General features: G+C 62.2%; 16 protein-coding genes. 10 read left to right on the top strand and 6 right to left on the bottom strand.

Going from position 1 to position 16989, the window contains the following annotated elements; all coding sequences use genetic code 11:
* Positions 1 to 762: an ATP-binding protein gene (locus KSS97_RS17385; protein WP_217859752.1), complete on the bottom strand. Its 762-nt coding sequence runs from the start codon at positions 760 to 762 to the stop codon at positions 1 to 3.
* A 476-nt stretch (positions 763 to 1238) separates the two neighbouring features.
* Here KSS97_RS17385 and KSS97_RS17380 point away from each other — a divergent pair, with 476 nt between their 5' ends.
* A complete protein-coding gene (locus KSS97_RS17380; RefSeq protein WP_217859751.1) occupies positions 1239 to 2255 on the top strand; it encodes a hypothetical protein in 1017 nt (338 codons plus the stop codon).
* Positions 2256 to 2295: 40 nt separating this feature from the next.
* Positions 2296 to 3048, top strand: a complete 753-nt coding sequence (locus KSS97_RS17375) for an SIR2 family NAD-dependent protein deacylase (protein WP_217859750.1) — start codon at positions 2296 to 2298, stop codon at positions 3046 to 3048.
* A 57-nt stretch (positions 3049 to 3105) separates the two neighbouring features.
* Here the strand turns inward: KSS97_RS17375 and KSS97_RS17370 are convergent, their stop codons facing one another.
* Complete coding sequence (locus KSS97_RS17370; protein WP_217859749.1) at positions 3106 to 3900, bottom strand: AraC family transcriptional regulator; 795 nt, start codon at positions 3898 to 3900, stop codon at positions 3106 to 3108.
* A gap of 144 nt (positions 3901 to 4044) precedes the next feature.
* Between KSS97_RS17370 and KSS97_RS17365 the strand changes: the two genes are divergently transcribed.
* The 3 genes from KSS97_RS17365 to KSS97_RS17355 are packed head-to-tail and all read left to right on the top strand — an operon-like array spanning position 4045 to position 7118.
* Complete coding sequence (locus KSS97_RS17365) at positions 4045 to 4233, top strand: DUF1656 domain-containing protein (protein WP_030141742.1); 189 nt, start codon at positions 4045 to 4047, stop codon at positions 4231 to 4233.
* A 12-nt stretch (positions 4234 to 4245) separates the two neighbouring features.
* Positions 4246 to 5154 (top strand): efflux RND transporter periplasmic adaptor subunit, encoded by a 909-nt coding sequence (locus KSS97_RS17360; protein ID WP_217859748.1) that lies wholly within the window; start codon positions 4246 to 4248, stop codon positions 5152 to 5154.
* Positions 5154 to 7118 (top strand): FUSC family protein, encoded by a 1965-nt coding sequence (locus KSS97_RS17355; protein WP_217859747.1) that lies wholly within the window; start codon positions 5154 to 5156, stop codon positions 7116 to 7118. Before KSS97_RS17360 ends, KSS97_RS17355 begins: the two co-directional genes overlap by 1 nt.
* Before the next feature lie 33 nt (positions 7119 to 7151).
* Here KSS97_RS17355 and KSS97_RS17350 read toward each other — a convergent pair whose 3' ends face one another.
* The 3 genes from KSS97_RS17350 to KSS97_RS17340 all read right to left on the bottom strand — a co-directional run bounded on the left by KSS97_RS17350 (position 7152) and on the right by KSS97_RS17340 (position 9770).
* Complete coding sequence (locus tag KSS97_RS17350) at positions 7152 to 7865, bottom strand: ABC transporter ATP-binding protein (protein WP_217859746.1); 714 nt, start codon at positions 7863 to 7865, stop codon at positions 7152 to 7154.
* A 3-nt stretch (positions 7866 to 7868) separates the two neighbouring features.
* Complete coding sequence (locus KSS97_RS17345) at positions 7869 to 8714, bottom strand: ABC transporter permease (RefSeq protein ID WP_217859745.1); 846 nt, start codon at positions 8712 to 8714, stop codon at positions 7869 to 7871.
* A 63-nt stretch (positions 8715 to 8777) separates the two neighbouring features.
* On the bottom strand, positions 8778 to 9770 hold the full coding sequence (locus KSS97_RS17340) for an aliphatic sulfonate ABC transporter substrate-binding protein (protein ID WP_217859744.1): 993 nt from the start codon (positions 9768 to 9770) through the stop codon (positions 8778 to 8780).
* Positions 9771 to 10071: 301 nt separating this feature from the next.
* Between KSS97_RS17340 and KSS97_RS17335 the strand changes: the two genes are divergently transcribed.
* Entirely contained in the window at positions 10072 to 11019 is a 948-nt protein-coding gene (locus tag KSS97_RS17335; RefSeq protein ID WP_030141737.1) for an ABC transporter substrate-binding protein, read from the top strand.
* Positions 11020 to 11031: 12 nt separating this feature from the next.
* Here KSS97_RS17335 and KSS97_RS17330 read toward each other — a convergent pair whose 3' ends face one another.
* Positions 11032 to 12669, bottom strand: coding sequence for an ATP-binding response regulator (locus tag KSS97_RS17330; RefSeq protein WP_217859743.1), 1638 nt, complete (start codon positions 12667 to 12669; stop codon positions 11032 to 11034).
* 287 nt (positions 12670 to 12956) lie between these two features.
* On the opposite strand from KSS97_RS17330, the gene KSS97_RS17325 reads away from it, so the two are divergent.
* Genes KSS97_RS17325 through KSS97_RS17310 form a run of 4 tightly spaced genes read left to right on the top strand, consistent with a single transcriptional unit; the run spans position 12957 to position 16987 of the window.
* Positions 12957 to 14375, top strand: a complete 1419-nt coding sequence (locus tag KSS97_RS17325) for an LLM class flavin-dependent oxidoreductase (protein WP_217859742.1) — start codon at positions 12957 to 12959, stop codon at positions 14373 to 14375.
* A 4-nt stretch (positions 14376 to 14379) separates the two neighbouring features.
* Entirely contained in the window at positions 14380 to 15342 is a 963-nt protein-coding gene (locus KSS97_RS17320) for an AMP-binding protein (protein WP_217859741.1), read from the top strand.
* Positions 15339 to 16109 (top strand): ABC transporter ATP-binding protein, encoded by a 771-nt coding sequence (locus tag KSS97_RS17315; RefSeq protein ID WP_217859740.1) that lies wholly within the window; start codon positions 15339 to 15341, stop codon positions 16107 to 16109. The genes KSS97_RS17320 and KSS97_RS17315 overlap by 4 nt, the downstream gene beginning before the upstream one ends.
* Positions 16106 to 16987: a branched-chain amino acid ABC transporter permease gene (locus KSS97_RS17310; RefSeq protein ID WP_030141732.1), complete on the top strand. Its 882-nt coding sequence runs from the start codon at positions 16106 to 16108 to the stop codon at positions 16985 to 16987. Before KSS97_RS17315 ends, KSS97_RS17310 begins: the two co-directional genes overlap by 4 nt.
* Positions 16988 to 16989: the final 2 nt, after the last annotated feature.

Raw genomic sequence — 16989 nt, 5'->3', positions numbered from 1 at the left:
TCAGGCTCCTGCCAGTTTCAAGAAAACTGCCGCTGCGGCGACCCCTAGAACGAGTCCGACGCAGGCAGAAGCAATCAGCTTCGTTCTGATTTTGGCGTTGGATTGGTCCTGGGCCAGTTGGAGGCGTTGCGTTGCTTCCTCGTGTTCGATCTTCAGCCGTTGGGCGACCATTTCTTGCTCGGTTTTCAGTCGCTGCGTAGTGGCTTCCTGTTCGGCCTTCAATCGGGCCTGGGTCTCCTGCTCTGCCAGCGTAGTTCGCGCCTGGGCTTCGGCTTCAGCGATGCGGTTTCTGGCGATGGCCTCTTCTTGCAAAATCTCGGCGAGCCGGCGTATGCCCTGGCGGATATCAGTGATTTGCGCCGCATATTCTTCGTAAACCGCGTTCAAGCCTTCGCGCAGACGATCGATATGCTCGGCTAGTGCTTTTTCGTACTTCACCAGGTCGTGAGCATTCTGTTCCAGCAACGCTTGCCGGGACTCTTCCTTGAACAGAATGCGCAAGGATTCGATGATCGTGCTCTTGCCCGCATTGGTTTCGCCGAAAAACGCCATGGTAAACATGTCCCACTCGGCATGCGTTTTCAATTGATCGAGTTCGTCATCGAAGCGCACCTGGATCGCGCGAAGCTTCTCGGTCATGTTGCCGACTTCGCGCTTGCCATCCTTGTGCTCGACATTCAACTCCAGGATATCGGCCATCGCGCTGGCGATGCTGTCAGAAACATCGGAATACAGGCGGTTAAGATCTTGTGGCGCGTTCATTACTGTTCCTTGTGTGTTGGCGACGACGGAGAATGGGTTTGCTAGCGCAGTTGCTGGAAATGCTGGGCGTTCTGCGTACCGTGACATCGTGTTCCGTGCCCGGTGTTGCGGGGGGAGTAAAAAGCAGGAAGTGGCTTTCACCCGTTCAGCGAAACCGCCATGACAGGGTCCGAAGAGGGCAGGGGCGGGTCGAAATGTCGGCTCATGGAGGGCCGTGGAAAGGGGAATTGCCTGAAGCATTCACAACATCCTTGTTGGTGTGGGACGCCATGCCGGCAGAGCATGGTCCATCGTTATGGATCGGCATCGCTGACGAAAGCTTTAGGGGCAGTGGGGTGAAGGGCGATTTTTCTAGGTAAATTCTGACTGCCATGGCGGCCTGCCGATCGAGGCGGAAATCGAATCTTGCCTACGAAGCAGGGTGACAGCTAATGTTTGCCGTTAATCTTATTCCCTTACCCGGCAAGGAAGTCAGCATGACGCAATTAACTACCCAAACAGTCTCATCGGTGTGGTTGTCGTCGCGACCGGTAGCCGAGTTTGGAGTTCTCCAGCCGAGCCAACAGCTAGATGAAGAGAAGCTTGTTGGAAGTCTGAGTCCCACTCAACAGGCTTTTGCTAAACATTTGGCGGCACTGTGGTCAGGCGTTCCGGGGTCTTTCGAACATCGTTATCCCATCACCAAGAGTCGGGCATGGAAACCATGGAAGGAACGCATCCAACCGCTGAGCAAGGGCTGGTGGTGTTTATCCCTGGCCCAGGCCGCCGAGCACTATTCCTGGCCGGAACGCCTGGCACCTGATGACTTTGCCAGCATTGCGGCGCGACTGCGCGCGGCACTGGCTGCGAACGATTGCATTGCTGCGCGAGCCGCCTGCCTGGAAATATTCAGATGGGGAGGTGTTGCCACTCGACCGGATGATGCTTCCTTGCGGTGGGTCGAGGCGCAGGCTAACGAACGTGCCTTGTGCCGCTCCATCCTCCGTGCTGTCGAACTGCTTCGCCCCACAAGCAGCCACTCACTCACGGCTTTCGATGGCACGGATCTGCTGATGAACTCCGCGATGACGAAGATCTACGCTGCTGCGGTCCCGGACGGCATCATCATCTACGATGGCCGGGTGGGGGCGGCGCTGGGGTTGTTGGCCCGCAAATGGCTCGATGGAATCGGGCAAAGTGTAGTCCCGCCGGATCTCGCGTTTCGTTGGGGGCCCAATCAGAAAACGCCCAACAAAAACGTTGAAACACGCGACCCGTCGCAAGGTGCTTTCAAGTTTGATTGTCTTTACAAGAAAAGCACCGCCAAGCAGCCGCATCAAGCCGAAGTCTGGGCGGGGCTTGTGCGGACAGCCAGCCGCATCCTGGGAGAGGTGGTTCGGTTGCTCAAGGCAGAGAAGCAGGGGGCGATGTTGCTGAGTCTGGAGCGAGCATTGTTCATGGTGGGTTTTGACGTGCGTTATCCTTTGGTGACCGCAACCCCTATGGCGCGATGAAGCGAGTCTTGGCCACGCTAAGAACACCCAAGAGGCGGTGATGGAATTCCAGGCTGAACAATTGCGAAACGCACGCCACGTCGTGGTGTTTTCCGGCGCGGGGATCTCCGCTGAAAGTGGCATCCCCACATTCCGCGACGCCTTGACCGGCCTGTGGGAAAACTTCGACCCCGCTGCGCTGGCCACTGCCCAAGCGTTTCGCAATGATCCCGCCCTGGTGTGGGGCTGGTACGAATGGCGACGCGCCAAAGTCCTTGGCGCACAACCCAACCTTGCACACCTGGCGATAGCTGAATTGGCTCGGCACGTGCCCAGGGTCACCGTCGTCACCCAGAACGTTGATGATTTGTTGGAGCGCGCCGGCTGTCATGATGTCTTGCATTTGCACGGAAGCCTGGACTTACCGCGCTGCTTTGCCTGTGCACGACCGTATGCGCTCGGAGCGGAGCCACTCGATGAGCCGCAAGGGGGGCGCCGCATCGAGCCGCCGCGCTGTCGGCGTTGCAACGGGAAGGTGCGACCAGGCGTGGTCTGGTTTGGCGAATCGCTGCCTGATGATGCATGGCGCAAGGCCGTGTCGGCAGCGAAGGACTGTGACGTGCTGCTGTCGATCGGCACGTCCGGTCTGGTGCAACCCGCGGCCGAGATTCCGCGAATTGCCTTGCAACACGGCGCACAGGTGCTGCACATCAATGTGCAGCCTGAGCCTGTAGCAGGTGATCGTGAATTCAGCCTGGCGGGCAAGGCGGCAGAGGTTCTGCCGCGCTTGGTCGAGGAGACCTTCCCAGGGTAGGTCCAAGGCCCAGCGAGTGATCGAGCCCGTGGGCCATGCTGCATCAGGCCCCGCCCACTACCTTAACGTGGTATTGCGCAGGTAGCGTGCCGGCGAAGTGCCCAGCGTCTTGCGAAACATGCTGATGAACGAACTGACTGACTCGTAGCCGAGCGCTTCGGCGGTTCTCTGCACTGACTGACCCTCGGCCAGGTTCTGCAACGCGACGATGATCTGCCATTGCTTGCGCCATTGGCCGAAGGTAAGGCCGGTTTCGCCTTTTACCAGGCGGGCCAGCGAACGCTCGCTCATGGCCACATGCCGTGCCCAACTCGCCATGGTGGCGCGGTCAGCGGGATCTTGCGCTAGCGCCCGGGCGATCGTGCGCAGCGGGATCGACGCGGGCAAGGGCAGGTAAAGCTGTTCCGTCGGGGCCAATTCAAGTTCTTCAAGCAGCACGTTGGCCAACCGCGCAGGGCGCGAATCGGTCGGGTAATCCTGTCCCTGGCCGCTCAGGTGCCGGATGAGCTCAAGGATCAAGGGTGATAGGGCCAGCGTGCAACAGCGTTCTGGCAGCGACGCGGCACCGGGTTCGACGAACAAGAAACACACCTGTCCGTTGGCCGTGACACGGTTGTTATGCGCGACGCCGCCGGGAATCCATACGCCGAACCCTGACGGGACCATCCACACGCCATCTTCCACCGTGCACACGATGCCCCCGCGATAAGCGATCACCAGTTGTCCCTTGCGGTGTTTGTGTGTCGCCGATTCGCTGTCGTTGCGCTGGGGTTCCAGCATTAGCGCCACGGCGGGTTGCGAAAGGTTGTCGTATTCGAACTGATCGACGTGCAGGCGGTGGATGTCGGTCATGGCGTGGTCGAAGGTTGTCTGAATTTGATTATATTTTGGCAGTGTACTCAATATCGGCAGCAGCGGTCATTCCCTAGCATGAGCCACAAGCCCTCCTGCCGCAGACGGGCGAATGCCAGAACCCTCCGAATCCCGGTGCTTGCCATGCTCAGTGAAATTTCCATTGCCAACCTCTATTTCCCTCCGTTGTTGATCTACCTGGGCGTATCGGCTCTGGTCTACAAACTCATCGAGCGCCTGACCCGTCGCTGGCTGGACGGGACGTGGCACCCAGCGCTGGCGCGTTTTTTCGTGTCGCTCATTGTCGTCTCGGCGATCGTCGTCAACTGCTGAGCGAGGTCGGCCATGTCTGTCGTCAAACTAATCAAGCCTGCTGTCACCCTGGGACTTGGCTTGCTGGCCATAATGTTCTGCCTGCAACTCTGGCGGGCGTACGTCTTGGCGCCCTGGACCCGGGACGGGCGGGTGAGCGCGCAGGTCATTCGTATTGCACCGGAGGTGTCCGGCCAGGTGGTGCAGTTGTTGGCCGGCGACAACCAATGGGTGACCAAGGGCGATTTGCTGTATCGCATCGATGCCCGTGCCTACCGATTGGCGTTGCAGCAGCGCGCGGCGGAATTCGCCGAGGCGCGCAGTGTATTCGAGCAGCGCAGTGCGCAGTTCAAGCGGCGGACCCGGCTGGCCGAGGCCATCGCCCGGGAAGAAATAGACAATGCGGCGCGTGACTTGGCCGTGGCCCAGGCGCGCCTGGACGCGGCACGCAGCCAGCTGGCCCAAGCGCGGCTTGACCTGGAGCGCACGACTGTCCGTTCGCCGGTGGACGGCTATGTCACGCAACTTCGGCTGCAGGCCGGTGACTACGCTGAGGCGGGGAATACCAACCTGTTCGTGGTCGACGGGCACAGTTTCTGGGTCACCGGTTATTTTGAAGAGACCAAGCTGCCGGGTGTGCGCATCGGCGCTCCGGTGTCGATCAAGTTGATGGGATTTGCTCCGCTGTTGGAAGGACGTGTGGCGAGCATGGGCAGGGGGATTGCGGACGCCAACGAACTGCGCAGCGACAGCGGTTTGCCCCGGGTGAGCCCCACCTTCAGCTGGATTCGGTTGGCCCAGCGTGTACCGGTGCGCATCGAGTTGGACAAGGTACCGGACGGGGTGGAGTTGGCGGCGGGCATGACCGCAAGCGTCGAAGTGACGTCACCCGACACCGCCGCGCGCTGGCGACTGACCCAATGGCTGCAGGCGTTCATGTGATGCTGAATCTGGCGAAACAGCTTTTCGTGGCGATTCCGCGGCCGTGGACGGCGGTCACTTTTCCCTACGTGATGCGCAGTATTTTCGCAGCGGGTCTGGCGCTGTGGCTCGGCTTCCAACTGCACCTGGAGTCACCGTTCTCCGGCGCATCCACCGTGTTGCTGTTGGTGCAGCCCATCCAAGGAGCGGTTCTCGGCAAGGGCTTTCATCGCATGCTGGGTACGTTGGTCGGCCTGGTGGCGGCGTTCGTGCTGACAGGGCTGTTCGCGCAACAGATGCTGTTGTTCATCGTGGGCATCGGTCTGTGGCTGGGCCTGTGCGTGGGGGCGATGACGGTGTTGCGCCATTACCCGGCCACGGCGGCGGTGGTGGCGGGTTACACGGTGTGCCTGGCGTTGGGACCGGCTATCGTCGCGCCGGAGCAGGGGTTCGATCACATCGTGACCCGTGGCACGGCGGTGGCGCTCGGGGTGCTTAGCTTGGGCCTGGCCGCGACGCTGTTCAGTCCCAGGACGATGGAAAACAACATCCGCAGCGCGCTGGTCGATATCTGTGTCCGCAGTGCCCGGCTGCTCGCAGCGACACTCTCCGGCGAGCCGACCTCACAAAGGGCGACGGAGCGTCACGTGCTGGCCCTGGATATCGGCAAGGTGGACGATCAACTAGGGCTTGGCCGGGGCGAGTCGTCATTGATTCGCTCCCGGCAGTTGGCGATTCAGGCAGGCCTGGCGCATCTGCAATCCGCCGTGCTTGACGTGTCCCTCGACGACCAACGGGCCGGACTCGCTCCGACGTTGCTGGCTCAACTGAGCATCGAGTTGCGACAACTGAGTGAGCGGTTGATGGACAGCCGCGTTGACTTTCTCGCCGCCGCCGATTCGGTGGGACGCCTTCGTTGCCTGGTGGATGACCGTGCTGACGGAGACCACCACACGCGGTTGCTCGGCGAGCGGTTGGATGAGCAACTGAAGGACCTGGGCGAGGCCTTGTCGAACTTCTCCAGCCTCGATCACGCTCGTCGAGAGCAGGTCCGTGCCGTCGGGTATCACCGCGATTACGCTGATGCGGCGCGAAACGGCATCAGGGCGCTGCTTGCCACGTTGGCCGCGGGTACGGTTTGGTATTTTACGGGTTGGGATCAAGGGCCCGCGCTGCTGGCGGTCCTGGGTCCGTGCTGCGCGTTGCTGGCGACGGCCCCCGCGCCTGCCCAAGGCATAACCAGCTTCATACGCGGTACGCTCTACGCCATTCTGGCGGCGGCGCTGTGCAAATTCCTGCTGTTGCCGCAGATCAACGGTTTCCCTCTGTTGTTGCTGGTGCTGGCTACGTTCTGGTCATTCGGAATCCATGGGACGAGCCAACCCCGCCATGCGCTGCAAAGCATCGCTTACCTGATCGGGTTCAACACGTTGGTGAGCACCGGCGAAACCGCGTCCTACGATTTCGCCGATTTCGCGAACCAGGCGTTCGCCTGGATCGTCGCGATGCTGGTCTGCCTCCTGGCCTTCCAGATCGTGCCGAGGGATCCCGCCAGACACGTCCAGGCATTGAAACGTTCACTGCACAAGGACACACGTCTGTTGCTTCGCCGGGGCGGCACGATCAATCACCCCAAATGGCAAGCAAAACAACAGGGACGGATCGTCGCATTGAAGCGTTTGCTTGGCGCTGATAATCCGCACGGCTGCCAGGCGGGTTACTTGTCGCTGCAACTGGGCAAGGAGCTGCGCCGGCTACAGCGCAAAGCGAGCCGGATTGATCCGAAATCCCCCATCGCCCAATGTGCACAAACCGGCGCGCGGCGGGTGGCTCGATATGCCCATCATCCGGCAATCGGTGCCGTTCACGCACGGCGTACCTCCAGCTCGATGAGCAGGCTTGGCGCGCATGCACTGGCGATCTCTTACCAACACTTGGCTTGGCTGCTGGAGCAATACGCGAATACCGCGCATCCCCGTTGCTGAGCCGCAAATCCGGCAATGACCGCTTTGCACCGTTCAAATCACATGAGCCCGATGTAATTCAGTCAGCGCCAATGCCTTGAGCCGGGCCAGCAACGGGTCACGCCGATCGCGTGGGTGCGGCAGTTGCACCGCCAGTTCCTGGCGAATGCGGCTGGGGCGATTGTCCATGACCAGGACCCGGTCGCTCAGGTACAGCGCCTCGTCGACATCGTGCGTTACCAGCAGCAGGGCGATAGCGTGACGCTCGGCCAGTTGCAGCAACAGGTCTTGCAGTTTCATCCGGGTGAAAGCGTCCACGGCGCTGAAGGGCTCGTCCAGCAGCAGCACCCGCGGCCGCGAATACAGGCCGCGGGCAATCGCCACCCGTTGCGCCATGCCACCGGACAACGCCTTGGGCAAGGCGTCGGCAAAGTCGCTGAGGCCAACTTCTTCGATCAACTGCGCGACCCAGGCTTTGTCATAGCGGTCATCGTCGCTGAAGCCGATGTTCTGTTGCACCGTCAGCCAGGGCATCAACCGCGGTTCCTGGAACACAAAGGCCAACTGTTCGGTGTGGCTGAGCAGTTGCCCTTCGAAGTCTTTTTCCAGGCCGGCAACGATGCGCAGCAAGGTGCTTTTGCCGCAGCCGCTGGGGCCCAGCAGGCTCACGGTTTCCCGAGGCTGCAGTTGCAGGTGGATGTCGTTGAGCACGGTGGTGGTCGCGAAGCTCTTGCGCGCCACGTGAATGTCCAGCAGGGCTTGGGGCATGGCTCAGTCCTCGGTGCCGTTGAAAGTGTCGCGCCAGGCCAGGAAGCGTTTCTCCAGGCCGGCGAGGAGGCCGTCGCTGAGCTTTCCCAGCACGGCGAGCACGATGATCGCCGCCAGCACGATGTCCGGGCGCGAGGTTTCGCGACCATCGCTGAGCAGATAGCCCAGGCCTTTGGTCGCGGCGATCAGTTCGGCGGCCACGAGGAACATCCAGGCCAGGCTCATGCCGCTGCGCAACCCGGTGAACAGGCCGGGCAGGGCGGCAGGCAGGAGAATCCGCCGCACCAGGCGGCGACGGCTGAAACCATACATGTGGCCGACTTCCACCAGCTTGCGGTCGATGTTGCGAATCGCCGCCACGCCATTGAGGTACACCGGAAAGAACGCGCCGATGGCGATCAGCACCACTTTGGAGGTTTCGTCGATGCCCAGCCACAGCAGGAGTAACGGCACCCAGGCCAGGCTGGGGATCGAGCGCAGGCCCGCGAAGGTCGGTTCCAGGTAGGCTTCGGCTTCCCGACTCAGGCCAACCCAGGCGGCGAAGACCAACGCCAGGCTGGCACCGATGGCAAAGCCCAGTAGCACGCGCAGCAGGCTGGCGCTGATGTGCTTCCACAGGGCGCCTTCGGCCAGTTCGCCAAGGGTCAGGGCGATCTCGCTGGGGGCCGGCATCTGGTAGGCGGGCAGCCAACCGATGCGCACGATGATCTCCAGCAACACGATGATCAGCACCGGCAGGGCCAATCCCTTGAGGCGCAGTCGCCAGCGGTCGGATTCGAACAGCGGCGTTCTGTCCGCTGGGGACAGGGCCAGGTGTGGGTTGGAGAGGTCTTTGCTATTGCTGCTCATGGCGATTCTCCGGCAATGCCGAATCCGCGCCAGGCGCGGATCGGTTGTCGCCTGGGCTAGGGGTTATTGACGGGCGACGGCTTGCTGGCGGCCGGTGTCGAGCAGTTGATCGATCACCTGGTCGACGTTCACCCCGCGCCGTACCAATTCCTCGGAGACCAGGATCGGCGCGGCCGCCTTGGAAGCCAGCACATCCTTGGCACTCAGTTGCGGGCTGCCCAGGTCGGTGCGTGACAGTTGCAGCTTGGCAACCTCCAGCGGCAGCCCGGATTCGTCGGCCAGCAGTTTGGCCAGTTCTTGCGGATGCTCCAGCGACCACGTCCGGGCCTGTTCGTAGGCGGCGATCACGGTGTCGATGGTCTGCGGATGCTCTTGGGCGTATTTCTCCGTGACGCTGACCACGCCGTAGCTGTTGAAAGCGGGGTTGCGATACAGCAGGCGCGATCCGGCCTGGACTTCGCTGGCGGCCATGTGCGGATCGAGACCGGCCCAGGCGTCGACGTCACCTTTTTCCAGCGCGGTGCGCCCGTCCGGGTGCTGCAGGTGCACCAGTTCCACATCGTCTTTCTTCAGCCCGGCTTGTTGCAGGCTGCGCAGGGTGAACAGGTAGGGATCGGTGCCCTTGGTGGCGGCGATCTTCTTGCCCTTGAGGTCGGCGATCGTCTGGTAGGGCGAATCCTTGCGCACCACCAGCGCTGTCCATTCGGCGCGGCTGTAGACATACACCGACTTGATCGGGCTGCCATTGGCTCGGCTCAACACCGCGGCGAGACTGGCGGACGATGCGAAGTCGACGCCGCCGCTGTTGAGGTATTCCAGCGAACGATTGCTGCCCTGGCTCAAGACCCAGCTCACCTTGGTCTGGGGCAGGGCTTTTTCCAGGTAACCGAAGTGCTTGAGCACCAGGCTGACCGGCGAGTAATAGGCGTAGTCCAGGTGCACTTCGGCCGGAGGACTTTCGGCGGCCTGGACCATGGACGGCACGGCCAGCGCCAGGGCGCAGGCGCTGATCAGCTGTCTAGCGTGGGCCAGGGAGAAACGGAGGGCGAGTTTCATGGAAAGCTCCAGACAAGGCGGTGAGAAAGCAATGTTCTTATTTCCGAAAGATCGGACAGCGAGAAAAATCGCGCTTGAAAGGAATATTGCAGGCTCTGTGCCATAGCCCGGAAAGGGCCACCAACGGGCGCTGGCACTGCGCAAGGCATCAGAGGAAATGTTGATCGGCGAACAGTCTGTTGCGGTGCTGTTGCCCCATGAACACTGGCTGAATTATGACTATGAGCTTATGCGCTAAAAGAATTTCTAAAGGAATTGATAGGAGCGCTATGTTCTAAAAAATCATCCAGGAAATGCTGTCATGACGTTCACCCGATCCCTGCGTCGTTTGCTTTTCAGCACATTGTTCGCCACCCCTTTGGCCCAGGCTGGCGAGCCGCTGGTGCTGCACGTCGGCGACCAGAACTATTACAACGTCAGGGCTTCGGTGGAGGCGTCGGGGGTGCTGGAAGGCGCCCCTTATCGCGTCGACTGGAAGCACTTCCAAGCCGCTGCGCCCCTGGCCGAGGCGCTGAATACCGGTGACCTGGACCTGGGTTTCCTCGGCGACTCGGGCTTTCTGTTCCTGGCTGCCAAACAGGCACCGGTGAGGCTGATCGGTGTCTCGCGGCAGAACCCGGACACCATTGCGCTACTGGTGCCCAAGGACTCGCCGGTCAAGACCATCGCCGACCTCAAGGGCAAGAAGATCGCCTATTGGCCCGGCGCCTGGAGCCAGCAACTGACGCTGCGCGCCTTGGAGCAGGCCGGCTTGCCCGACAACCACGTCGAGTTCATCAAGCTGATGCCCATCGATGCGGCCGCCGCCTTGCCCCAGGGCAGCATCGACGCCTTTCCGGTGTGGGAACCCTACATCTCGCAACAGATCCTGTTCTCCGGCGCCCGGCCGATCCTGACGGCGAAGAATCTGATGCCCGGCCTCAGCGCCATTGCCGCCTCGACGCCGGCCATCGACAACAAGCGCGAAGCCATCGCCGACTTCCTCGGTCGCGTGAAGCAGGCCCGCGCCTGGGTCGACAACCACACCGATCAATACGCCGACCTCTGGGCGAAGAAAGCCAATCTGGACCAGGACGTTTCGCGCCATTGGTTGCGCCAGGCTCACATGAATGTCGGTCCGGTAGACCCGCAGGCCGCCGCCGACCTGCAGAGCACGGCGGACTTCCTGTTCAAGGTCAAGGCCCTGCCGGCGCCGTTGGCCACTGCTGGAATTATCGACACGTCTTTCAGCCAAGCCTTCAGTCATTGACCACCCGGACTTTCAATCCGGTTCCGAGGACGCCTTGGCTGGAGCCTCGCCCTGGCGATCCATGGCCTTGAGCTGCTCAAGCAATACCGCTCGCAGCTCCGGCGGGCGTACGGGTTTGGCCAGCACCGAGACATTCATGTTTTGCAGGGACTGGCGGATCCGCTCGATGTCGTGTCCGGTGATCACCAGCGCCGGGACTTCCCAGCCGCGTTGGGCGCGTATCGCGGCGATGCACTCGGCACCGGAGACCTTGGTGCCCAGGTCAAAGTCGGCGATCACGATGTCGCAGTCGCTGGACAAGCCTTCGCCGTCGCTGTGACCTTGCACGTCGCAACCCCACTTCTCGAGCAGCGCGGACGTCGCCATCAGGACGTTGGCGTCGTCTTCCACCAGGCACACCCGTAATCCGTTCAAGCGGTCACGGGCACCGGAGACCCTGGGCGCCGAGGCCCGGGGTGCCGCTTGCTCCAGGCCGCTGATCGCCACCTTGGTACCTTGGCCGACTGTCGAACGGATGTGGATGTCGACATTGAGCAACTGGCTGATGCGCTTGACGATGGACAGGCCGAGGCCAAGCCCCTCGACGTCTTTATCGCGGACATGGCGCACGCGATAAAACTCCTTGAATACCTCGGGAAGATGCTCGCTGGCGATGCCGCGTCCCTTGTCGTAGATCACCACGGCCAGGCCCTTGCCCTGGCGCCGCACGCCGATCAATACCGGTTGCCCTGGCGCATATTTGAGGGCGTTGGACAACAGGTTCTGGACCATGGTGGTCAGCATTCCGGGATTGACGTTGACCCAATAGGGACAGGCGCGCAGGCGTAGCTCGACGCCGGCCCAGCGCGCGGCCTCGGTGTTCTGCTTGACGACGTCTTGCAGCAAGGCGCCCAAGTGGACGGTGTCAGCCTGCGGTACCCACTTGCCGTGATCCAGGGTGTAGATGTCGAGGATCGAGCGGAACAGTTGCGACACGGTGTGCAGCGAGCGGTCGATGTTGTCCACCAGCCGCAGCTCCTCCAGGCCCAGCCTGGCGTCCCTCAGGCACGCGGTGAACAGGCCAATGGAATGGATCGGCTGGCGCAAGTCATGGCTCGCCTGTGCCAGGAATCGCGATTTCTCCTGGTTGGCGGCAATCGCCTCTTCGGAGGCGATGCGTGTGCGTTTGAGCAGGATGTGCGCATAGGCCGGCACCACGATGGTCGTGACGATCAACATCAGGAACATGTAGGGCTGCGTGTGCCAAAAGGGGTTGAGCCAGAAAATCAGCATCAGGGTCGACAGTGCAATGACCGTTGCCAAGGCCAGGTAGCGCGAGCCGAAGCGCATGCCATTGCCCAGGGTGACCCAGAGCAGCGCTGCATAGATCGGCAACGCGCCTTCGCCCCCCAACACCATGGCGAACGCAATACCGGTGTAGTCATGCAACATGGCAAAGAGACGCCGCCAGAAGAAATGCCCTGGCCAGCGCTTGATTGCCATGCGCAGGAACACCGAGGCGAAGATGAACGTGACGATGTAGATGATGATGGGGGCGTAACGCGTGGCGGCATCCGGATCGAGGCCGACCAGCACGACGATATACAACAGCGCGCAGGCGCTGACGGTCAGGCGCAGGGTGGCCTGGTCAAGTTCACTGTTCTTCTCCATTGGCTTTCGAACTCCATGAGCCGCTGCTGACCTGGGCAAGCGTAGCGGCTGTCCCCTCTGCATGGACAGCCGAGTCGGGAGACTCCTGCGGGTTTTTCCAACGAGCAGGCCACTGTTTGCCACCGAACAGCTGATCAACATCTCTATGGATGAACCAGCACCCTTGCTGGCTGGGAAAATATCTAACTGATTGAAATCTAAAGGACAATTTTCTTGGCATGAATCGTGTTGATAGAACAGTAAAGAGCACCGGGACTGGGTGCTGAATCTACCGAGCAGGAGTTTCCATGCCACGTGAAATTCGTTTGAATGCCTTCGAGATGAACTGCGTCGGTCATCAGTCTCCGGGGCTCTGGCGACACCCCAAGGACCGGGCCTGGCAGTACAAGGACCTCGATTACTGGACCGACTTGGCCAAGTTGCTGGAGCGCGGCAAGTTCGACGGTATCTTCATCGCTGATGTCATCGGTATTTACGATGTGCTCGGCGGCAATGGCGACGCCGCCATCCGCCAGGCGACCCAAGTCCCGGTCAATGACCCACTGGCGTTGATCACGCCGATGGCCTTGGTGACCGAGCACCTGGGCTTCGGCCTGACTGCCTCGTTGACCTTCGAACATCCCTATCCCTTTGCCCGTCGCCTGTCCACGTTGGACCACCTGACCAAGGGGCGGATCGGTTGGAACATCGTCACGTCCTACCTCGACAGCGGGGCGCGCAATCTCGGGCAGAAGGCGCTCAGCGATCACGATGCGCGCTATGACTACGCCGACGAATACCTCGAGGTGCTCTACAAACTGTTCGAAGGCAGTTGGGAGGAGGGCGCGGTGGTGCGCGACCGGGAGCGCGGCATCTTCAGCGACCCGAGCAAAGTCCACGAGATCCGTCACCAGGGCAAGCATTTCCAGGTCCCGGGCATCCATCTTTGCGAGCCATCGCCGCAGCGCACGCCGGTGCTCTATCAAGCGGGGGCATCGAGTCGCGGCAAGGACTTTGCTGCCGGGCATGCGGAGTGCGTATTCGTCGCGGCGCCGTCCAAGGTCATCCTGAAAAAGACCGTGGCCGATATCCGCCGACGTGCCGCCGAGGCCGGGCGCGATCCGCGCAAGGTGCTGATCTTCAACTTGCAAACGGTGATTGTCGACGAGACTGACGCCCAGGCGCAGGCCAAGTGGCAGGAGCTGAAATCCTACAGCAGCTACGAGGGCGCGCTGGCGCTGATTTCCGGTTGGACCGGCATCGACTTCGGTCAGTACCGACCCGACCAGGTGCTCAAGCACATCCATACCAACGCCATCCAGTCGGCCGTGGAGACGTTCTCGACCGCCGACCCGGACAAGCAGTGGACCGTCCAGGAACTGGCCGATTGGGTCGGCATCGGTGGCTTCGGCCCGTTGATCGTCGGCAGTGCGCAAACCGTCGCCGACGAGTTGCAGGCCTGGGTCGAGGAAACCGATGTGGACGGCTTCAACCTGGCCTACGCCTTGGCCCATGAAACCTTCCGCGATGTGGTTGAACTGCTGGTGCCCGAGTTGCAACAGCGCGGCGCGTACAAGACCGAATACCGCCCCGGCACCCTGCGCGACAAGCTGTTCGGTGACGGCCCGCGCTTGCCCGCCAGCCATCCGGGTGCCGGTTATCGGGACTTGAGTCGACTGGGCCAGCGCACCCGTGTAGCCGAGCCGGCCTTGGTGGATGAGGAGTAAGCGCATGAGCCTCTTCGAACTCAATGCACCACTGCCTGAAAGCGTGACGGACAACGCCTTGGTCGCCTTGCAACGTTGGGCCAGGGAGCGACCGACGCAGATTGCCTTGCGTCATCGACGCCTCGGCGTGTGGAGGGCCTGGCGGTGGATCGATGTGCAACGCGAGGTCGAGCGTGTCTGCGATGGTCTGCGCCAGCAGGGGTTTGCCTCGGGGGCGCGGTTGGCGCTGAGCGGCGCCTTCGAGCCGAGCCTGCTGATCCTGGCACTGGCGGCGCGCCAGTTGGGTGGGCACAGCGTGGTGATCGACCGCGAGAGTCAGGGTGAGGATCTGCGACGCCAGCTACGTCTGATCCGTCCGGCGTTCGCCTTTGTCCAGCGCCGCGAAAGCGTGTCGCACTGGCTGCAGTGCGGTCTCGATGATGATTGGCCGTTGCGGCTGTATTCGGCCCAGGCCAATGCGGTGCGTCGCGGCTTGTGGCAGGTGCAATCGCTGTCGGTGCTGTTCGTCGCCGAGGCGCCGACTGCACAGCGCCAGGGCTGGGCCCAGGTTGCCGACGACGCGGTGGTGTGGATCGATGAAGGCACCGAATGGCGTGATGGACTGGCGCACCTGTTCCGTCGCTGGCTGGAGGGCGGCGAAGGCCTGGCCTTTCCGGAAACTCGAGAATCGGCCAGCCGCGATCGCCGCGAGATCGCCCCGACGGCGTTGCTGCTGTCCGCGGCGCGAGTCGAATCGCTGGCGGCGGAAATAGAAGCCCGGCTGCCGGCCCCGGACAGTTGGCGCCGACGGCTATGCGAATGGACTCTGGATGATCCGCGCCGTGGCCTGCGACGCTGGCTCAAGGCGCGGGTGCGGCACCTGCTCGGTTTCCAGCGACTGCGCCGGATCGAGGTGCCGAGCGCGCCCGCAGGCGCCGTGCGGCAAGGCCCTGCGTGGTTGCGGGAATACCTGGAGCGAGCGGCATGAGTGCGCTGTTGGAGGTGCGCAATGTGTCGCTGTCGTTCAGCGGCGTGAAAGCGATTTCCGACCTCTCGTTCAGCGTCAGGCTTGGCGAGATCTGCGCCTTGATCGGGCCGAACGGCGCGGGCAAGAGTTCGCTGCTGAACATCCTCAACGGGGTCTACCGGGCCGACGCCGGCCAGGTGTTCTTCGCTGCCGAAGCGCTGCGCCGTCCGCATCCGCTGAAGGCGGCGCGGCTCGGTATCGGCCGGACATTCCAGAACAATGCGCTGTTCAAGAAAATGAGCGTGGTGGACAACCTGCTCACCGGCCTGTCGCGCTTCCAGCGCACGTTTTTCCTCGAACAGGCCCTGGGCCTGCCGCGAGCCCGGCGCGAGGCGCGGGCGTTCGCCGAGCGGGCCGAGCAGGTGCTGGAATTCCTCGAGTTGCAGGCCTGGCGCGACGTCGCCGTGGGCAGCCTCGCCTATGGCCTGCAGAAACGCGTGGAGCTGGGCAGGGCGCTGATCGCGCAACCGACCCTGCTGTTGCTCGACGAACCGATGGCCGGCATGAACGCTGAGGAGAAACAGGAGATGAGCCGTTTCATCGCCGATATCAATCGCGACCTGGGTACGACGGTGATTCTCATCGAACACGACATCCAGGTGGTCATGGGCCTCTCCAGTCATGTGGTGGTGCTGGACTACGGACGCAAGGTCGGTGACGGCACGCCCGCTGAAGTCCAGGCCAACCCCGATGTGATCGCCGCTTACCTGGGGGGTTCGCACGCATGAATTTCTTTTTGGAAACCCTGGTCGGCGGACTGTTGGCTGGCACCCTGTATTCCCTGGTGGCCATCGGTTTCGTGCTGATCTACAAGGCCAGCGGCGTGTTCAATTTCGCCCAGGGCGCCATGCTGCTGTTCGCCGCGCTGACCTTCGTCAGCTTGCGCGAGCAGGGTTTTTCTTTTGCCCTGGCGTTGGTCCTGACGGTGTTGGTGATGATCGTCGGCGCATTGTTGATCGAGCGCCTGGTGCTGCGTCCGCTGGTCAACCGCTCGCAAATCACCCTGTTCATGGCCACCCTTGGCCTGTCATTCATCATCGAAGGCCTGGCCCAAGGGCTGATGGGCGCCCAGGTGCGCGCGCTGGACCTGGGTATCGAGGACGTCCCGCTGTTCGTGGGCGAGATCATGGTCAGCCAGTTCGACCTGATCGCCGCCGGCGTGTCGGGGCTGACGGTGGCGGTGCTGGCCTTGCTGTTCAACAAGACCCGCATCGGTGTTGCCCTGCGCGCCGTGGCCGACGACACCCGTGCGGCACTGTCGCTGGGCATCAACCTCAACCGCATCTGGCAGATCGTCTGGGCTGTGGCCGGGGTGGTCGGCCTGGTCGCCGGGTTGCTCTGGGGCGCGCGGCAAGGCGTGCAGTTCTCACTGTCACTGGTGGTGCTCAAGGCGCTGCCGGTGTTGATCATCGGCGGCTTCACCTCGATCGGCGGCGCTATCGTCGGCGGGCTGATCGTCGGGGCGGCCGAGAACCTCGCCGAGGCATACATCGGCCCACTGGTCGGCGGCGGGATCACGCCCTGGTTCGCCTATTTCCTCGCCTTGATTTTCCTTTACATCCGTCCGTCCGGCCTGTTCGGCGACCGGATCATTGAACGGGTATGACG

It is taken from the genome of Pseudomonas alvandae, from assembly GCF_019141525.1.
Lineage (GTDB): Bacteria > Pseudomonadota > Gammaproteobacteria > Pseudomonadales > Pseudomonadaceae > Aquipseudomonas > Aquipseudomonas alvandae.
This window is presented reverse-complemented; position numbering and strand designations above follow the sequence as displayed.

Bases quoted from the DNA above. Each gene is read 5' to 3' on its own strand.
- KSS97_RS17345 (WP_217859745.1), bottom strand. From the start codon at position 8,714: ATGAGCAGCAATAGCAAAGACCTCTCCAACCCACACCTGGCCCTGTCC.
- KSS97_RS17355 (WP_217859747.1), top strand. From the start codon at position 5,154: ATGCTGAATCTGGCGAAACAGCTTTTCGTGGCGATTCCGCGGCCGTGG.
- KSS97_RS17365 (WP_030141742.1), top strand. From the start codon at position 4,045: ATGCTCAGTGAAATTTCCATTGCCAACCTCTATTTCCCTCCGTTGTTG.
- KSS97_RS17385 (WP_217859752.1), bottom strand. From the start codon at position 762: ATGAACGCGCCACAAGATCTTAACCGCCTGTATTCCGATGTTTCTGAC.
- KSS97_RS17350 (WP_217859746.1), bottom strand. From the start codon at position 7,865: ATGCCCCAAGCCCTGCTGGACATTCACGTGGCGCGCAAGAGCTTCGCG.
- KSS97_RS17320 (WP_217859741.1), top strand. From the start codon at position 14,380: ATGAGCCTCTTCGAACTCAATGCACCACTGCCTGAAAGCGTGACGGAC.
- KSS97_RS17310 (WP_030141732.1), top strand. From the start codon at position 16,106: ATGAATTTCTTTTTGGAAACCCTGGTCGGCGGACTGTTGGCTGGCACC.
- KSS97_RS17330 (WP_217859743.1), bottom strand. From the start codon at position 12,669: ATGGAGAAGAACAGTGAACTTGACCAGGCCACCCTGCGCCTGACCGTC.
- KSS97_RS17335 (WP_030141737.1), top strand. From the start codon at position 10,072: ATGACGTTCACCCGATCCCTGCGTCGTTTGCTTTTCAGCACATTGTTC.
- KSS97_RS17380 (WP_217859751.1), top strand. From the start codon at position 1,239: ATGACGCAATTAACTACCCAAACAGTCTCATCGGTGTGGTTGTCGTCG.
- KSS97_RS17315 (WP_217859740.1), top strand. From the start codon at position 15,339: ATGAGTGCGCTGTTGGAGGTGCGCAATGTGTCGCTGTCGTTCAGCGGC.
- KSS97_RS17325 (WP_217859742.1), top strand. From the start codon at position 12,957: ATGCCACGTGAAATTCGTTTGAATGCCTTCGAGATGAACTGCGTCGGT.
- KSS97_RS17360 (WP_217859748.1), top strand. From the start codon at position 4,246: ATGTCTGTCGTCAAACTAATCAAGCCTGCTGTCACCCTGGGACTTGGC.
- KSS97_RS17340 (WP_217859744.1), bottom strand. From the start codon at position 9,770: ATGAAACTCGCCCTCCGTTTCTCCCTGGCCCACGCTAGACAGCTGATC.
- KSS97_RS17375 (WP_217859750.1), top strand. From the start codon at position 2,296: ATGGAATTCCAGGCTGAACAATTGCGAAACGCACGCCACGTCGTGGTG.
- KSS97_RS17370 (WP_217859749.1), bottom strand. From the start codon at position 3,900: ATGACCGACATCCACCGCCTGCACGTCGATCAGTTCGAATACGACAAC.